Consider the following 15,816-nt stretch of genomic DNA (forward strand, 5'->3'; position numbering starts at 1 on the left):
CGGCGGGCGTTGCCTCATCGGCAGACGCGGTACGGCCCCATGTCGAGGTGGAAGTGGTCGCGGTGGGCCTCGTTGTAGTCGGGGCCCAGCACCGCGCGGAAGACCTCGCAGGCGCCGTCGCGCACCTCGCGCAGGAAGGCGGCCTTGCGGCCGTCCGCCGGCGTCCAGTCGCCGGGCAGGGCGATGGTGGTGCCGTCGGCCAGCGTGAAGCCGGCGATATCGACGGCGTTGGCGGTGGCGTGTTCGCTGCGGCGCCCCTCCGCCCGGCCGTAGACGTTGCGGCAGGCGTAGCTTCCCAGATGCCGGACCCGTGTCACCGGCTGGCCGAAATGCCGCTGCGCCGCGGGCTGGAGCGTGTGCGTCTCGAACAGCATCCAGGCGGCGGCAAGCGGGCAGGTGACGGTGAAGCCGCTGTTGAAGGCCACGGCGGAGCGGCTGACCTGCACCGCATCGGTCAGGCCGCAGTCTGGACCGGTCTGCCGGTCGGTCACCGGACTGAAGCGCAGGCCTGTGGCGCCCAGGACGGCGTGACACTGCCGGGGGGCGCCGTCCAGCCGGGACAGCTTGAGGCGCGTCAGCAGGTTCGGGGCCTCCGTGATGTCCAGCGGCGCCCAGGGGTCGTAGCGGGATGGAACCGTCACCGCGCCCGTTCCCACCAGCGCCGCCCCGCCGGCGGCCAGAAAGAGCAGGAGCGCCGTCCAGCGCAAGAACCGTCCCATGCGTCTGCCCAAATTTCCCGTTGCGGCACCTCAGGCTGAACAGCGGGAACGCCCGCATGGCTCCCCCGGATCGTATTCCCCCTAATTGCTTATGAACCGGCGGTGGGGGCGGACTGTTGTCCAAGCGGCGGTTCATCCGTTCGTGCAATTGGACGGAGCGTGACTTCCATGCCACAGTTCCAGCGTTGCCCTTCGTCACGCGGTGAGGGAGAGTCCGATGTCCGATGCACACGATGAAGTCCTGGCCATGCAGGGCCGGACCGAACGCGCGAATTCCACGATCCCGCTCACCGCTTCCTCCGCGCTGGCCTCCGCCGCCGCGCTGTTTCGGAAGATCGAAACGCCTCCGCCTCCGTCTCCGCCCGCCGAGGAGTGGATCGTCGGCGACGCCGGGGCCTTCGGCATCGGCGCCTACGGCCGCCTGCCCACCGCCGTTCCGGCGGCTTCGGTGGCGCCGGAACTGCTGGCGCGGCGGGAGTTGGCGGCACGGCTCGACGGCGGGATGGCCGAGGACACCGCCGGCTGAGGCGCGATCGTCGCTCAGCCGTCCTTGCGGTACAGGGCGACCAGCGCCGTGAGGACGGCGGGGTCGTCGTAGCGGCCGAGGAACAGGTCGCCGATGGCCCGGCGCAGCAGGATGCTGATCCGGGCGCGGGCGCGGCCATGAACGGCGCCCTCCAGCCGGCGGCAGCGGTTGCACAGCAGGCGGACCCGCTCGACCGCCGAGCGGGTGATGCGCAGCGCCTCGACGCTGACCAGGATGTCGGTGGTGGCGGCGTATTCGGCAGCCTCCGGCCAGGGCACGCGGCGCCCGCGGCCGTCGCGCCACGTCTCGTCCGCCCCGTCGTACCAGCGCCCGTCGGGCAGGCAGCGCACGACGACCCCGTCGGGCCGCCCGCAGCAGCGGCAGCGCAGATTCCCCGAGGTCTCCCCCACACGCACCGGGTCAAGATAGGGCGCACGGATCTGCATCCGGCTCCCGGAGCGTGTCTGCCTGCCCCGCATCGGCTGTTCCATTCCCTTGGATCGGAGTCCCCGCGCGGGGGAGGTCCCCGGCGGGACGGGGACCATGACACGGAACGGCCGGTTCCGCGCGTGACTTCTGCGCGGGTCAGGCCGCGAAGGGCATCAGCAGCAGCGTGACCGAGGCCAGCGTGAAGGCGGCCATGGAGCGGCGTCCCACGGCGACGGCGGCCTCGTCCTGCCCGCTCTCCTCCAGGCGCAGCGCCAGGAAGCCCTGGGCCATGCCCGACGCGAAGGTGATGATGTGGATGATCGCGAGGCCGGGCAGCGCGTCCAGCCCCAGCAGCAGGGTGACCGCGCCCAGCACCATGCCGTTGAAGGCGGCCTGCCGCAGGATGGGTTCCCAATGCTCGCGGGCGACGAAGGTTTCGACCATGTCCAGCGGGTGGCCGTTCCGCTCGTCCGGATCGGTGTACAGGCTCATGGCTGGGCTCCACAGGCTTGGTGGGCTCCGCCCGACAGGGTCTCAGGGCGGTGCGGTGTCAGGATCGGCGGATGCTGTCCGCCATCTTCTTGGCGACGGTCAGCAGATCGCCGTCGGCCTTGTTGCCGGTGACGGTGTAGGCGACCAGCCCGGCCCGCCAGTAGACGAGCCGCAGGCTGTCCTGCACGACGGTGTGCAGCGTGCCATCCTGCGCCGGACCTCCCGACGCGACGAACAGGGTCAGCAGTTCGCCGTCCGGTTCCCTGTAGAGAAACTGGAGAGCGGTGCCATGGTTCCATGGAACGATGCTGGCCCGGATCAGGGTCAGTTCCGGACCGATGGCGGGAAGCGCCACCGTCATGCCGCGGCCCTCTGGCAGCGGCACCTGGGCGGTCTGCGCCGGGACCGGCGTTGCGTCCATCTGGGGCGGGGCCGGCTGCAGCGTGTTGAGCGCGACCGCCTTGGAATGGGCCTCCGCCGCCTCGTCCGCGAAGGCGGGGACATCATCGACCGCGCCGGCCAGTTGCGGCCCGGCGGTCCCGCCCGACTGCACCCACACGGTCAGGCTCCACCCCCCCATGACCAGCAGCATGGCGGCGGCCAGCGGGGCGACCCGCCGGGAGAAGCGGTCCATGTCCAGGCGCCAGCGCAGGCGTCCCGCCAGCGTTTCGGTTTCCCGCACCGAAACGGCGGCCATCATGTCGAGGCCAAGCTTCAGCATTTCCTGCTGGTGCCGATACTCGTCCAGCTTGGCGGCCAGGGCCGGGTTGACGGCGAGCTGCGCTTCGAAGGCGGCGCGGCGGGCCGGCTCCATCTCCCCGTCCATGTAGAGATGCAGGTCGACGTCCTGGTTGAGGCTGATGGGATCGCCGCCCATGGCTCACCTCACCGCCCGCAGGGCGGTCTGGGCGCGGTCGCCTTGGCCGATCTCCCGGCGGCCGATCTCCCGGCGGCCCATTTCCCGATGGCCCATCTCGACGCGCAACGCCTCCCGCCCGCGGGCCAGGCGCGACATCAGCGTGCCGAGCGGGATGTCCAACTGGCGGGCGGCCTCCTGGTAGCTCATGCCCTCCACGGCGACGAGGGTGAGGACACGGCGCTGCTCGTCGGGAAGGGTGGAGAAGGCTTCGATGGTCCGCATCAATTCGACATGGTCGGGCTGGTTGGGCGGCATCTGCCCGTAGGCCATGGCCTCGATGGCCGAGGCGCCGCGCGCCCGCACCTGCTCCCGCCGCACCCCGTTGACGTGGACGTTGTGCAGGATGCCGAACAGCCAAGACCGCAGGTCGCCGTTCGGCCGGAAGGTTCGGGAACCGGAAATGGCGCGCACCAGCGTCTCCTGCACGAGATCCTCCGCATCGTCGCGGTTGCGCGCCAGCGCGAGGGCGTAGCGGCGCAGGGAGCGCAGTTGATTCGACAGTTGATCGCGCAGGCTGAACGTCACGTCTCCACCCCGTGGACTGGATTTTCCCGATTTCCTGCTCTGTTTTCGTTTCGGGAGGGCCTTTTAATCCCGGGGCGGGACGCTTTCCGCGGTCAATCGTCGTCGTGGTCGCGGGACGGCCGGTGCAGGGAGCCGTCGGCGAGGATGATCTCGCTGGCCATCAGCCCGCCCTTGCTGGCACGTCCGGTGACGGTGATGGGTGCGCCTTGCGCAATGCCTTCCGGTAGGGCGCCGCGCATCCTGACATCCGTCCGGCCGCTGTCGTCCTGAACGGTCATCCAGTTGACGCCCACCGCGGCGACCGACCCGGAGACGGTGCCGCCCCCGGTCCGCAGCACCTCGGCGACCGGCTGCGGCGAGGCGGCCTGAACCCTGCGGTGCCGCTCGCCGGCATCGGCGGAACCGGACAGCAGAAGGGCGACGAAGGCCGCCGCCAGGACGGGGGCGGCCAGGGCGGGGAGGGTGGTGGAAGGGCGCATGATCCTGTCTCCATCGCAAGGGGCGGGAGGTCCGCCCGAACAGGAAGGATCATGGCAGGGTGCGGCTGAGCCTCGCCTGAACGGGGCGTTCAACCGCGGTTCAGGGAGGCCGGTCACAAACCGCTTGATCGGCGGGGGGCAGCTTATAAATTAGAAATGACTCATTTTTAGGGTGGACGTGGCTCATGCCATCCATCGAGCCGCCGCTCGACCCCGCCGAGCTGGAAGAGCGGGCTGCCGAGGCGGAAGCCTTCCTGCGCTCCATCGCCAGCCGTCACCGGCTGATGATCCTGTGCAGCCTGCTGGACGGGGAAATGCCGGTGGGCGACCTCGCGCGGCGGCTCGGCCTGTCGCAGTCGAACCTGTCGCAGCATCTCGCCAAGCTGCGGGACGAGGGGCTGGTCGCCACCCGGCGCGACGGCACCTCGATCCACTACCACATCGGGTCGGACCGGGTGCGGCCGATCCTGCTGGAACTGTACCGCCAGTTCTGCGTCGGCGCGCGCTGCGTGGCTGATGCGGACCCCAGCCCCTGAAACACTCCCTTCAGCGCTCGATCGGGCCGGACGCGGCCATCCAGGCGGCCATGCCGCCGCTCAGCCGATGAATGTCTCTGGAAAACCCGGCAGCCGCCATCCTGGCCGACGCCGGGCCGCAGCGCCGCCCGCTTTGGCAATGGAAGACCAGATGCTTGCCCGTCGCGTCCGGCACGCGGGCCGGGTCGAACTGCGACAGCGGCACCAGCGTGGCGCCGGGGATGTGACCGGCGCGGTGCTCTTGCGGCTCGCGGACATCGACGATCACCGCCGAGCCGTCCTTCAGCCAGCCCATGACGGTGGCGGCGTCGACGGTCTTGATCTGGTCGCTCATGGGGTTTGCGCTCCGGTTGAGGCCGAGGAAGGAGAGTAGGGTCTTGAGCATGGTCATCCCTGGACGTTGGAAGGTTCACGATGGTCAGTGGCTTCCCCGCGCAGGACGATGTAGATCGCCGGGATCACCAGCACCGTCAGGAGGGTCGAGCTGAACAGCCCGAACAGCAGCGAGATCGCCAGCCCCTGGAAGATCGGGTCGGTCAGGATGAAGGCGGCGCCGATCATCGCGGCGACGGCGGTCAGCAGGATCGGCTTGAAGCGGATCGCCCCGGCCTCCAGCACCGCCGCGCGCAGCGGCATCCCGCGCTCCCGCAGATGGCGGATGAAATCCACCAGCAGGATGGAGTTGCGCACGATGATCCCGGCCAGCGCGATGAAGCCGATCATCGAGGTGGCGGTGAAGGCCGCGCCGAACAGCCAGTGGCCCAGCACGATGCCGATCAGCGTCAGCGGCACCGGCACCAGGATGACCAGCGGCAGCTTGAAGCTGCCGAACTGCGCGACGACCAGCAGATAGATGCCCAGGATCGCCACCCCGAAGGCCGCCCCCATGTCGCGGAAGGTGACATAAGTGATTTCCCACTCGCCATCCCACAGCAGCACCGGCCGGCTCTGGTCGTCGGGCTGGCCGTGCAGCCGGACCTCCGGCGCGGCGGCGAGCCCGGCGGCGGCCCAATCGACGGTTTCCAGCCGCTCCTGCACCGCCAGCATGCCGTAGATCGGCGCCTCGAACCGCCCGGCCAGATCGGCCATGACCATCTCCGCGAAGCGCCCGTTGTGGCGGAACAGCGTGTGGGAAGCCGGTTCGCGGGTCATCGTCACCAGATCGCCGAGCTCCACCGTGCCGCGCGCCCCCGGAACCGGGGTGGCGAGCAGGCGCTCGGACAGGAACAGGCCGGAGCGCGGCATCCGCACGGCGATCTCGATGGGGGTGCGCCCCGCGCCGCGGTGCGAGTAGCCGACCGGAACGCCGCCGGTCAGCGCGCGCAGCGTGTCGTATACCGCCTGCTCCTCCACGCCGTGGAACTCCAGGCTTTCGCGGTCCAGCGCGAAACGCAGCCGGTCGCCGGTCGGGCGGATGCTGTTCTCCACGTCGACGATGAAGTCCACGCCGCGGAAGGCGTCCTCCACCGCCAGCGCCGCCTTGCGCCGCGTCTCGGCGTCGGGGCCGTAGACCTCCATCAGCAGGGTGGACAGCACGGGCGGGCCGGGCGGCACCTCGACCACCTTCAGCACGGCCCCGGCGGGCAGGGAGAGGGTGGAGAGCCGCGCCCGGATGTCGAGCGCGACCGCGTGGCTGCTGCGGCTCCGCTCGCCCTTGGGGGCGAGGTTGACCTGGAGGTCGCCCTGCTCCGGCTGGTCGCGCAGGTAGTAGTGCCGGACCAGACCGTTGAAATTGAAGGGAGAGGCGGTCCCGGCATAGGCCTGGACGCTGGCCAGTTCCGGCAGATCGGCGATCTTTTGTGCTGCGGCGAGCAGGGCGCGCTCCGCGTCCTCCGGCGCCGCGCCGCGCGGCAGGTCGAGCACCACCTGAAGCTCCGACTTGTTGTCGAAGGGCAGCAGCTTCACCGCCACGTCCTTGCTGTAGAACAGACCCGTCGAGGCGAGGGTGGCCACCCCGACCGCCAGCAGGAAGATCCAGGCGCGGCGCTTGCTGCGCACCAGCGGGCGCGCGGCGGCGCGGTAGAGGCGGCCCAGCCGCCCACCGCCGTCCTCGCCATGCCCGTTCCCGTGCGCCGGCAGCTCCCCCGGACGCAGCGTCACCATCAGCCAGGGCGTCAGCACCATGGCGACGAAGAAGCTGAAGACCATGGCGGCGGAGGCGTTGGCCGGGATCGGGCTCATGTAGGGGCCCATCAGGCCGGAGACGAACATCATCGGCAGAAGCGCGGCGATGACCGTCAGGGTGGCGACGATGGTCGGGTTGCCGACCTCCGCCACCGCCTCGACGGCGGCCTGGACCTTGCTCCGCCCGTCGCGCATCGACCAATGGCGGTCGATGTTCTCCACCACCACGATGGCGTCGTCGACCAGGATGCCTATGGAGAAGATCAGGGCGAACAGGCTGACCCGGTTGATGGTGTAGCCCATCAGCCAGGACGCGAACAGGGTCAGCAGGATCGTCGTCGGGATGACGACCAGGGTCACCAGCCCTTCGCGCCAGCCGATGGCTAGGATGATCAGCCCGACGATGGTGACGGTGGCGAGCGCCAGATGAAACAGCAGCTCGTTCACCTTCTCGTCGGCCGTCTCGCCGTAGTTGCGGGTGACGGTCAGCGTCAGGTCCCTGGGCAGCCCCTCCGCCTGGATGGCCTGAACGCGCTCCAGCACGCGGTCGGCGATGGTGACGGCGTTGGCCCCGGCGCGCTTGGCGATGGCGATGGTGACGGCGGGGGTACGGACCAGCCCGCCCTTGCCGTCCGGCACCAGATGCCAAGCGCTGCTCTCGTCGGGGCGCGCCCCCGCCACCACGTCGGCGACGTCCTTCACATAGACGGGCCGCCCGTCGCGTGTGGTGACCAGAAGCAGCCCGATGTCCGTCGTCCCCTGAAGGGTCTGGCCGGCGACCACCGGCAGGCTGCCGCCCGTGCTGCGCAGCGACCCGGAGATGAAGGAGCGGTTGGCGTTCCTCACCTTGTCGACGAGCTGGTTCAGCGTGACTCCGTAGAGCGCCAACCGCTCCGGGTCGGGCTCCACGCGGATCTGGTCGGGGCTCCCCCCGACGATGAAACTGCGCCCGACATCCTCGACCTGGGTGAGCTGGCCCAGCAGGTCGTCGGCCACGCCGTGCAGGGCGTTGACGGTCCAGCGCCCGGCGGCCTCCGCCCGGGGCGACAGGGTGAGCGTCAGGATGGCGACGTCGTTGATGCCGCGCCCAACGATCAGCGGTTCCGGGATGCCCAGCGGGATGCGGTCCATGCTGGCCCGCACCCGCTCGTGCACGCGCAGGATGGCGTCGTCGGACGGGGTGCCGACGAGGAAGCGCGCGGTGACCACCACACGGTCGTCCATGGTCTGGCTGTAGGTGTGCTCCACCCCGTCGATGCCCTTGACGATCTCCTCCAGCGGCCGGGTGACCAGCTCCACCGCGTCGCCGGCCTTCAGCCCGTCGGCCTGGACGAGGATGTCGACCATGGGGACGCTGATCTGCGGCTCCTCCTCGCGCGGGAGGGACATCAGGGCGATGGCGCCGACCGCCAGCGAGGCGAGCAGCAGCAGCGGGGTCAGGGGGGAGCGGATGAAGGTCCGCGTCAGCACCCCGGACAGGCCGAGCCTCATGGGGTCCCCCTCACGAGCCCGCCGGGCGGACGATGACGTCGCCGGGCTTCAGGCCGGACAGGATCTCCAGCCCACCGGGCCGATCGCCGACCGTGGGAATCTCACCGCCCGCCTGGACCGGAACCTCCGTCCCGTCGGCCAGCCGGACGAAATCGGTGCCGAAGCGGCGCAGCAGCCAGTCCGGCGGGATCACCACCGCGTCGCGCGTGCCGGTGGCGACATAGACCCGCGCCCGCTCGCCGACGAAGAAGTCGCCGAGACCGCTGACCGTGGCGTCGGCAACCACCCGACCGCCGGCCATCTCCGGATAGACCTGCCGCACGGCGCCGCGCGCCAGCGCCGTGGCTCCGGGATCGGCGGAGGCCACCGGGGCCAGCCCGCGCTGGCCGACCAGCACCGGGTCGCCCTCCTTCAGGAAGCGGGCGTGCCGCTCCGGCAAGCGCAGCCGCAGAATGTAGGTGTCGGTGGCGATGCCGGCGACCGGCTCGCCCGGCATGACCACAGCGCCGGCGATCACCCTGACCTGGAGAACGCGCCCGGCGGCCGGGGCCAGCACCTCCCCCTCCTGCAACTGCTGGGCGACGACGGAGCGTTCGGCCTCCATGGCGGCGATCTGGGCGCGGGCGACGTCCAGCGCCGCCTGGGCGTCGTCCAGCCGCTGCTGCGTGCCGGTGCCGCTGGCGCGGAGCTGGCGGGCGCGGCCCAGCTCCAGCTCCGCCTGATGCTGCTGCGCGGTCAGCGCCTGGATGCGCGCGTCGAGTGCTGTGAGCTGGAGCGGCAGCTTGGGGTCGCGCACGGTCGCGATGACCTGCCCGACGGTCACCTTGTCGCCCTCCCTCACCGTCAGATCGGCGACGGTCCCGCCGATGCGGGTGCGGGCCATCGTCTCGCGCACGCTTTCCACCGTGGCGAAGACGGCCTTCAGGTCCTCCACCGGGCGCGGCTGGACGGTCAGGGTGCCGGACTCGGCCGCCATTGCGGATGCGGGCAGGAGGAGCGCCAGCAGGGCAACGGCGAGCAGCACCTTGCGGGCTGGCGTGTATGGGACGAGCGAGCGGGGCATGGTGGGCCACTTCAGACGGGGGAGCGGAACGCGTGGTGTCTTGACTCCATAATTTAGATATTACTAAATTAGTGGCAACGAATGAAATGACCCCGCCAACCGGTACGGGGGGACCGCATTATGAGCATCGACCGCGTCGTCATGGCTTTCGCCGGAGCCATGATTCTGCTGAGCCTCGCCCTGTCCCAAATGCACGGTCCGAACTGGCTGTGGCTGACGGTCTTCGTCGGGGCCAACCTGCTCCAGGCGGCCTTCACCGGCTTCTGCCCGCTGGCGATCGTGCTGAAGCGGATCGGCCTGCGCCCCGGCGTCGCCTTCCCCTGAGCGCATGCGCCCGCGCGGATTGAAAGCGTCGGCGTAAGGGTGTATGCGGCGCGTCGGGGGCCGTTCCCGCGGTTCCCCGCGTCTTCACCCGTCCGAAGGATGCCATGCGGTTCACGGTCCGCCCGGGTTGCCTGATGCTGGCGCTGTTGGGGGCGCTCTCCGCCGGGCTTCCCGCCCAGGCGGCGGAGCCGCCGATTCGCGTCGGCGTGCTGGCCTACCGTGGCGGCGACCATGCGAACGCGGTGTGGGAGCCGACCGTCCGCTATCTGGCCGACCGCTTTCTGCGGCGCGGGGCGGAAATGGTGCCGCTCGACCTGCCGGGCATGGACGCGGCGGTGGCCGCCGGCAGCGTCGATTTCGTGCTGACGAACACCGGCAATTACGTGGAGCTGGAGGCCCGCCACGGCGTCACCCGCATCGCCACGCTCCATTCCTCCCGCTCCGGCGCGTCGGGGGCTGCGGTGGGCTCGGCCCTGATCGTCCGGGCCGGGCGCGACGACATCCGCAGCCTCGCCGACCTGAAGGGCAAGTCCGTGATGGCGGTGGACCCCGACGCCTTTGGCGGCTTCCAGATCGCCTGGGGGGCGATGCTGACGGCTGGGGTCGATCCCTACACCGATTTGAAGGAGCTGCGCTTCTCCGGTTTTCCTGTGGACCGCGTCGCCTTCGCCGTCCGCGACGGCGCGGTGGACGCCGGCGTGCTGCGCGCCTGCGTGCTGGAGGAGCTGGCCGCGGAAGGCCACCTCGACCGCGCGGCTTTCCAAATCGTCGGCACCCGGACGGAGCCGGGATTCGGCTGCGCCCTGTCCACCGGGCTCTACCCCGACTGGCCGCTCGCCCGGCTGGCCAAAACGCCGGAGGACTTGGCGAAGGCAGTGGTGGTCGCTCTGTTCCAGATGCCGGACGGCCATCCGGCGGCGCTGGTCGGCGGCTACGAGGGCTGGACGGTGCCGATGGACTACCAGCCGGTCCACGGCCTGTTTCGCAGCCTCCGCATCGGCCCCTACGAGCATCTGCGCGACGTCACCCTGCTCGACCTCGCACGGGAGCATTGGCACTGGCTGGCGCTGGCGGCGCTGGCCCTGCTGTGGTGGGCGGTCCATTCGCTGCGGGTGGAGCATCTCATCAAGGTGCGCACGGCGGAACTGCGCGCGGCCAACCGCGAGCTGCGCCACGAGATGGCCGAACGCCGCCGCGCCGAGGACACCGCGCGGGAACGGCAGAAGGAGATGGACCATGTGGCCCGCCTCTCCATCCTCGGCGAGATGGCCAGCAACATCGCGCATGAGCTGAACCAGCCGCTCGGCGCCATCGCCAACTACGCGCGCGGCTGCACGCGGCGGCTGGAGGCCGGGGTGGGCAGCGCCGCGGAGTTCGCGGAGGCCTCCCGCGCCATCGCCGCCCAGGCCGACCGCGCCGGGCAGATCATCGCGCGCATCCGCGACTTCGTGCGCAAGCGCGCCGTCCAGCTGGAGCCGGCCGACGTCAACGGCGCGGTGGAAGCGGCGTTGCAGCTCTGCGAGGGGCGGGCGCGCAGCGGCAACATCCCGGTCACCCGCGACCTGACCCCCGGCCTGCCGCCGGTGCTGGCCGACCGGGTGCAGATCGAGCAGGTCGTGCTCAACTTGGTCAAGAACGCGCTGGACGCCATGGATGATGGGGCGGGGGAGGGCAGGGGCGTCACCGTGCGCACCGGGCTGGACGGGGAGGGGCGGGTGGAGATCGCGGTGGCCGATCGCGGGCACGGCCTGTCGGAGGACGCGCGAGCGCGGCTGTTCGATCCCTTCTTCACCACCAAGCCCGGCGGCATGGGCCTCGGCCTGTCGATCTGCCGGACCATCGTGGAAAGCCATGGCGGCCATCTCTGGGCCACCGATCATCCGGGCGGGGGCACCGTGGTGCGCTTCGTCCTGCCCGCAGCGGAGGAGAAGGTAGATGCAGGCTGACGCGGCCCGCACCGTTTACGTGGTGGACGACGATCCGGCGATGCGCCATTCGCTGGGCTGGCTGATCGGCTCGCTGGGCGTGGCGGTGGAGTCGTTCGGCTCCGGCGAGGAGTTCCTGCGCGCCGTCCGCGCCGACCGGCCCGGCTGCCTCGTCACCGACGTGCGGATGCCGGGCATGAGCGGGCTGGAACTGCAGGACACGCTGGCCCGCGCCGGCTCCGTGCTGGCCGTCGTGGTCATCACCGGCCACGGCGACGTGCCGATGGCCGCCCGCGCCTTTCGCGCCGGGGCGGTGGACTTCATCGAGAAGCCCTTCAACGACCAGCTCCTCCTCGACCGGGTGCACGAGGCGCTGGAGACGTCCCGGCGGGCGTGGGAGGCGCAGGCGCGCAAGGCCCATGTCCGCGCCCTGCTGGCCCGCCTGACCCCGCGGGAGCGGCAGGTCGCTGATCTGGTGGTGCAGGGCAAGCCCAACAAGGTTGTCGCGGCGGAGATCAACCTCAGCCTGAAGACGGTGGAGGTGCACCGCCACAACGTCATGGACAAGCTGGAGGTCGCCTCCGTCTCCGACCTGACCCGCCTTCTCTTGGAAGCGGAGTAGCGCTCAGACGGCCGCCATCGCCTGCCGCACCCAGCCGAGCAGGGCGGGCAGCGGCATCGCCCCGGCGGTGCGGGCCACTTCGCGCCCGTGATGGACCAGCACGAGGGTCGGGATGCTGCGCACGCCGAAGCGGGCGGCCAGATCGGGTGCGGCCTCGGTGTCGACCTTGGCGAGGCGGACGTGCGGCTCCAGCCGGCCGGCGGCTTGCTCGAAGACTGGCGCCATCATCCGGCACGGCCCGCACCACTCCGCCCAGAAGTCGATGAGCAGCGGCAGGTCGCTGCGCTCCGCCTGGGCTGTGAAGCGTGCGGCGGTCAGCGCGATGGGCGTGCCCTGAAACAGCGGCTGCCCGCAGCGGCCACATTTCCCGGCGCCGGGCTGGTCCAGGCGGGCGCGCGGCATGCGGTTCAGGGTGTCGCAGCTCGGGCAGGCGACGTGCAGAAGGTCGGACATGGCGCGGCTTCCCTCCAAGACGGGCGTCTTTATGAGCGTGATCTAATGCAGTGCGCGGCAAGCGCAAGAGGCCGGCGGCGCGGGGCAGGGCTGCGGGCGACAACCTTTTTTCGTTTGGGGGCATACGTGGGCACGACGCAGGGATGTGCGCCTTCGGCATTGCGGTTGGGCGGGCGCTGTTCCTAGAATGCCGCCCCGTGGCCGTCCCCCGTCGGGAATGGCCGCGTCGTTCCGCCCACGCCCTTCCGCAGAACCGCGATTTCGAATGAAGCCTTCCTTTTCGTCCGCCTCCGCCGCCGGCTGTTCCTCCGTGGACGAGTCCGGTTCCGTCCTGGCGCGCGCGCGGGCTCTGACGGTGGGATGGGGGGCCGGAGCGCGGGCGCTGTGCACATTGCCCGCTGCCGCGGTTCCGGCGCCCTTCCGAACGCTGCTCGACCACGACCGCGGCATGACCGCCGTCCTGTCGGAGCGGTGGGGCGAGCCGGTGGGCGTGCGGGTGCTGCGCCAGCGGATGGAGCCGGACGGGACGGCGCTGCTGCGCGACATCGTTCTGACCGTGGGGCCGGACACGCTGCCGGTGGAATTGGCGAGCATCCGCATTGCGCTCGACGGCTTTCCCGCGGCCTTCGCCGAACAGCTTCGCGAGGGGACGGAGCCCTTCGGGCGCCTGCTGGCGCGCAACGGCGTCGTCTTCTCGGTGGAGGTGATGGGCCTGCTGACCGCGCCGGCCGTCGAGGCCTGGACCGCGGAGGGGCGTGTGCCGTCCGGAGCCACGCTGTACGGGCGTATCGGGCGGCTGGTGCGGGCGGACGGCTGGACCATCGCGGAAACGGTGGAACTGCTTCCCCGCGCCTGAAGTCTGATGCAGGGCTATCGCATTTGCCTTTATAGACCCCTCCCCTCTGGGGAGAGGGAACTTCATATCCAGTCACCCCGGTGTCTGACGCCGAACGGAGTGCCATCCGGCGGAGCATCTGCTAAACCTGAAAAACCGCTCACGCCCTTCGCATCGGTGACCATGACCGCCCCGCATCTTCCCTATCTGTCGCAGTTTTCGCTGGAAGGCCGGGTGGCGCTGGTCACCGGGTCCGGGCGCGGGCTGGGTCTGGAAATCGCCCGCGCCATGGCCGGGTCCGGCGCCCATGTGCTGCTGAACGGGCGCGACGCCGCGCGGCTGGAGCCGGTGGCCGAGGCCATCGCCGCGGCCGGCGGGCGGGCCTCCGTCCTGGCCTTCGACGTGGCCGACCGGGGCGCGGTGCGGGACGCCTTCGCGCGGATCGCCCGGGACCATGGGCGGCTGGACGTGCTGGTCCAGAATGTCGGGCAGCGCAACCGCAAGCCGCTGACCGACTTCGCGGACGAGGAAATCAGCGAGCTGCTCAACGTCGATCTGGCCGCCGGCCTGATCCTGGCGCGGGAAGCGGCGCGGCTGATGCTGCCCCAGGGCTTCGGACGGCTGATCACGGTGACTTCCATCTCCGGGCAAATCGCCCGCGCCAACGACGCGGTCTACGCCGCTGCCAAGGCCGGACTGGCCGGCATGGTGCGGGCGCTCGCCGCCGAGTACGGCGGCAAGGGCCTGACCAGCAACGCCATCGCGCCGGGCTTCTTCGCGACGGAGACCAACGCCGGCATCACCGGCAACCCGGCCCTGTCCGCCTATTTCGAGGGACGCACCCCGATCGGCCGCTGGGGCCGCCCGGAGGAAATCGCCGGGGCCGCGGTCTTCCTGGCCTCGCCCGCCGCGTCCTACGTCAATGGGCATGTGTTGGTGGTGGACGGCGGCGCCACCATTCTCATGTGAAGGCCGGTCTTAGAGGAAGTTGCGCCGCCATGCTGGCGATCCCCTTGTCATGCGCCGATCCGGCGGAGGCTTTCCGCGCCCTGTCCGGACAGCCCTGGTCGATGCTGCTCGACAGCGCCGCCCCGCACCCCACCCATGGCCGCTACAGCTACATCGCGGCGGAGCCCGTCCGCACCTTGGAGTCGCTGGACGGGCGGGCCTATCTCGACGGCCGGCCGGTGGACGGCGACCCCTTCGCCGTGCTGGCGGAGGAACTGGCGCGCCACGCCCGTCCAGAAGGGCCGCCGGGACCGGCGCCCTTCTGCGGCGGGGCGGTCGGCTTCATCGGATACGAGGCGGGGCTGCGGCTGGAGCGCATCCGCTCGCGCCACGCCAACCCCGGCGGCCAGCCGGAGATGGCCTTCGGCTTCTACGACGCGGTGGCCGCCTTCGACCATGCCGAGCGCCGCGCCTGGGTGATCGCTGCCCGCCCGGAGGCGGAGGCCCGCGCCCGCGCCCTGGCGGCCCGGCTGGAGGGCGGCGGAGTGTCCCCCCTCGGCCCCGTCCCGGCCGCCCCCTGGCGCAGCGAACTGGAGCGGGACGACTATCTGGCGCGGGTGGAGCGGGTGCTGGAGTACATCCGGGCCGGCGACATCTATCAGGCCAACTTCACGCAGCGCTTCCTGGCCGAGCGGCGCGATGGACTGGACCCCTACGCGCTGTACCGGCGGCTGCGCGCGATCAGCCCGGCGCCCTTCGCCGCCTATCTCGACTGCGGCCCGCGCCTGCGCATCGCCAGCGCCTCACCGGAGCGCTTCATCCGTCTCAGCGCCGCCGGGGAGCTCGAGACGCGCCCGATCAAGGGCACCCGCCCGCGCTACGCCGATCCCGCCGCGGACGCCGCCGCCGCCGCGGAACTGACGGCCAGCGTCAAGGACCGGGCGGAAAACCTGATGATCACCGACCTGCTGCGCAACGACCTCGGCCGGGTGTCGCGGGTGGGCAGCGTCCGGGTGCCGACGCTCTACGGGCTGGAGAGCTTCGCCAGCGTCCATCACCTCGTCTCGGTGGTCACGGCGCGGCTGCGGCCCGGCCTGGGGGCGGTCGACCTGCTGCGGGCGGCGCTGCCCGGCGGCTCGATCACCGGGGCGCCCAAGATCCGCGCCATGCAGATCATCGACGAGCTGGAGGTGGCGCGGCGCGGCGCCTATTGCGGCTCCGTCGCCTGGCTCGGCTTCGACGGCGCGATGGACAGCAGCATCGTCATCCGCACCCTGTCGATCACGCCGGACACGGTGTTCGCCCAGGCCGGCGGCGGCATCGTCGCCGATTCCGACCCGGCGGACGAGCATGAGGAGATGATGGTCAAGATCCGTGCCCAGCTCCGCGCGCTGGGGGAGACCTGA

18 protein-coding genes are annotated in these 15,816 nt (G+C 71.1%); 8 read left to right on the top strand and 10 right to left on the bottom strand.

The window, feature by feature from the left end:
- Window positions 1–14: 14 nt before the first annotated feature.
- Entirely contained in the window at window positions 15–719 is a 705-nt protein-coding gene (locus tag FHW79_RS11595; protein WP_183179054.1) for an extensin family protein, read from the bottom strand.
- A 217-nt stretch (window positions 720–936) separates the two neighbouring features.
- On the opposite strand from FHW79_RS11595, the gene FHW79_RS11600 reads away from it, so the two are divergent.
- Complete coding sequence (locus FHW79_RS11600; protein WP_183179055.1) at window positions 937–1,245, top strand: hypothetical protein; 309 nt, start codon at window positions 937–939, stop codon at window positions 1,243–1,245.
- Between the two features lie 14 nt (window positions 1,246–1,259).
- Here FHW79_RS11600 and FHW79_RS11605 read toward each other — a convergent pair whose 3' ends face one another.
- The 5 genes from FHW79_RS11605 to FHW79_RS11625 all read right to left on the bottom strand — a co-directional run bounded on the left by FHW79_RS11605 (window position 1,260) and on the right by FHW79_RS11625 (window position 4,089).
- Window positions 1,260–1,691, bottom strand: coding sequence for a hypothetical protein (locus tag FHW79_RS11605; RefSeq protein WP_137105800.1), 432 nt, complete (start codon window positions 1,689–1,691; stop codon window positions 1,260–1,262).
- Window positions 1,692–1,830: 139 nt separating this feature from the next.
- Window positions 1,831–2,166, bottom strand: coding sequence for a hypothetical protein (locus FHW79_RS11610; protein WP_145704733.1), 336 nt, complete (start codon window positions 2,164–2,166; stop codon window positions 1,831–1,833).
- A 58-nt stretch (window positions 2,167–2,224) separates the two neighbouring features.
- On the bottom strand, window positions 2,225–3,043 hold the full coding sequence (locus FHW79_RS11615) for a hypothetical protein (RefSeq protein ID WP_183179056.1): 819 nt from the start codon (window positions 3,041–3,043) through the stop codon (window positions 2,225–2,227).
- Window positions 3,044–3,046: 3 nt separating this feature from the next.
- Window positions 3,047–3,610, bottom strand: a complete 564-nt coding sequence (locus FHW79_RS11620; RefSeq protein WP_183179057.1) for a sigma-70 family RNA polymerase sigma factor — start codon at window positions 3,608–3,610, stop codon at window positions 3,047–3,049.
- Between the two features lie 92 nt (window positions 3,611–3,702).
- Complete coding sequence (locus FHW79_RS11625) at window positions 3,703–4,089, bottom strand: cytochrome c maturation protein CcmE (RefSeq protein WP_183179058.1); 387 nt, start codon at window positions 4,087–4,089, stop codon at window positions 3,703–3,705.
- Window positions 4,090–4,274: 185 nt separating this feature from the next.
- Here FHW79_RS11625 and FHW79_RS11630 point away from each other — a divergent pair, with 185 nt between their 5' ends.
- A complete protein-coding gene (locus tag FHW79_RS11630) occupies window positions 4,275–4,625 on the top strand; it encodes a metalloregulator ArsR/SmtB family transcription factor (RefSeq protein WP_183179059.1) in 351 nt (116 codons plus the stop codon).
- A gap of 10 nt (window positions 4,626–4,635) precedes the next feature.
- On the opposite strand, the gene FHW79_RS11635 is transcribed toward FHW79_RS11630, so the two are convergent.
- The 3 genes from FHW79_RS11635 to FHW79_RS11645 are packed head-to-tail and all read right to left on the bottom strand — an operon-like array spanning window position 4,636 to window position 9,303.
- Window positions 4,636–4,959 (bottom strand): rhodanese-like domain-containing protein, encoded by a 324-nt coding sequence (locus FHW79_RS11635; protein ID WP_247884308.1) that lies wholly within the window; start codon window positions 4,957–4,959, stop codon window positions 4,636–4,638.
- A 53-nt stretch (window positions 4,960–5,012) separates the two neighbouring features.
- On the bottom strand, window positions 5,013–8,240 hold the full coding sequence (locus FHW79_RS11640) for an efflux RND transporter permease subunit (protein WP_183179061.1): 3,228 nt from the start codon (window positions 8,238–8,240) through the stop codon (window positions 5,013–5,015).
- 10 nt (window positions 8,241–8,250) lie between these two features.
- Entirely contained in the window at window positions 8,251–9,303 is a 1,053-nt protein-coding gene (locus FHW79_RS11645; RefSeq protein ID WP_183179062.1) for an efflux RND transporter periplasmic adaptor subunit, read from the bottom strand.
- Between the two features lie 120 nt (window positions 9,304–9,423).
- On the opposite strand from FHW79_RS11645, the gene FHW79_RS11650 reads away from it, so the two are divergent.
- The 3 genes from FHW79_RS11650 (at window position 9,424) to FHW79_RS11660 (ending at window position 12,174) form a co-directional block, all read left to right on the top strand.
- Window positions 9,424–9,627, top strand: a complete 204-nt coding sequence (locus FHW79_RS11650; protein WP_183179063.1) for a DUF2892 domain-containing protein — start codon at window positions 9,424–9,426, stop codon at window positions 9,625–9,627.
- Window positions 9,628–9,731: 104 nt separating this feature from the next.
- Window positions 9,732–11,573, top strand: a complete 1,842-nt coding sequence (locus FHW79_RS11655; protein WP_183179064.1) for a PhnD/SsuA/transferrin family substrate-binding protein — start codon at window positions 9,732–9,734, stop codon at window positions 11,571–11,573.
- Window positions 11,563–12,174 carry a response regulator gene (locus FHW79_RS11660; protein ID WP_183179065.1) on the top strand — a complete coding sequence of 204 codons (612 nt, stop codon included), beginning with the start codon at window positions 11,563–11,565 and terminating at the stop codon, window positions 12,172–12,174. The genes FHW79_RS11655 and FHW79_RS11660 overlap by 11 nt, the downstream gene beginning before the upstream one ends.
- A gap of 3 nt (window positions 12,175–12,177) precedes the next feature.
- On the opposite strand, the gene trxC is transcribed toward FHW79_RS11660, so the two are convergent.
- On the bottom strand, window positions 12,178–12,627 hold the full coding sequence (gene trxC, locus FHW79_RS11665) for a thioredoxin TrxC (RefSeq protein WP_183179066.1): 450 nt from the start codon (window positions 12,625–12,627) through the stop codon (window positions 12,178–12,180).
- A gap of 265 nt (window positions 12,628–12,892) precedes the next feature.
- Here trxC and FHW79_RS11670 point away from each other — a divergent pair, with 265 nt between their 5' ends.
- From FHW79_RS11670 to pabB, 3 genes are all read left to right on the top strand, one after another.
- Window positions 12,893–13,483, top strand: coding sequence for a hypothetical protein (locus FHW79_RS11670; RefSeq protein ID WP_183179067.1), 591 nt, complete (start codon window positions 12,893–12,895; stop codon window positions 13,481–13,483).
- Window positions 13,484–13,645: 162 nt separating this feature from the next.
- A complete protein-coding gene (locus FHW79_RS11675) occupies window positions 13,646–14,431 on the top strand; it encodes an SDR family oxidoreductase (RefSeq protein WP_183179068.1) in 786 nt (261 codons plus the stop codon).
- Window positions 14,432–14,460: 29 nt separating this feature from the next.
- Window positions 14,461–15,816: an aminodeoxychorismate synthase component I gene (pabB, locus tag FHW79_RS11680; RefSeq protein WP_183179069.1), complete on the top strand. Its 1,356-nt coding sequence runs from the start codon at window positions 14,461–14,463 to the stop codon at window positions 15,814–15,816.

Origin of the sequence: Azospirillum sp. OGB3, assembly GCF_014192915.1 — a bacterium.
Lineage (GTDB): Bacteria > Pseudomonadota > Alphaproteobacteria > Azospirillales > Azospirillaceae > Azospirillum.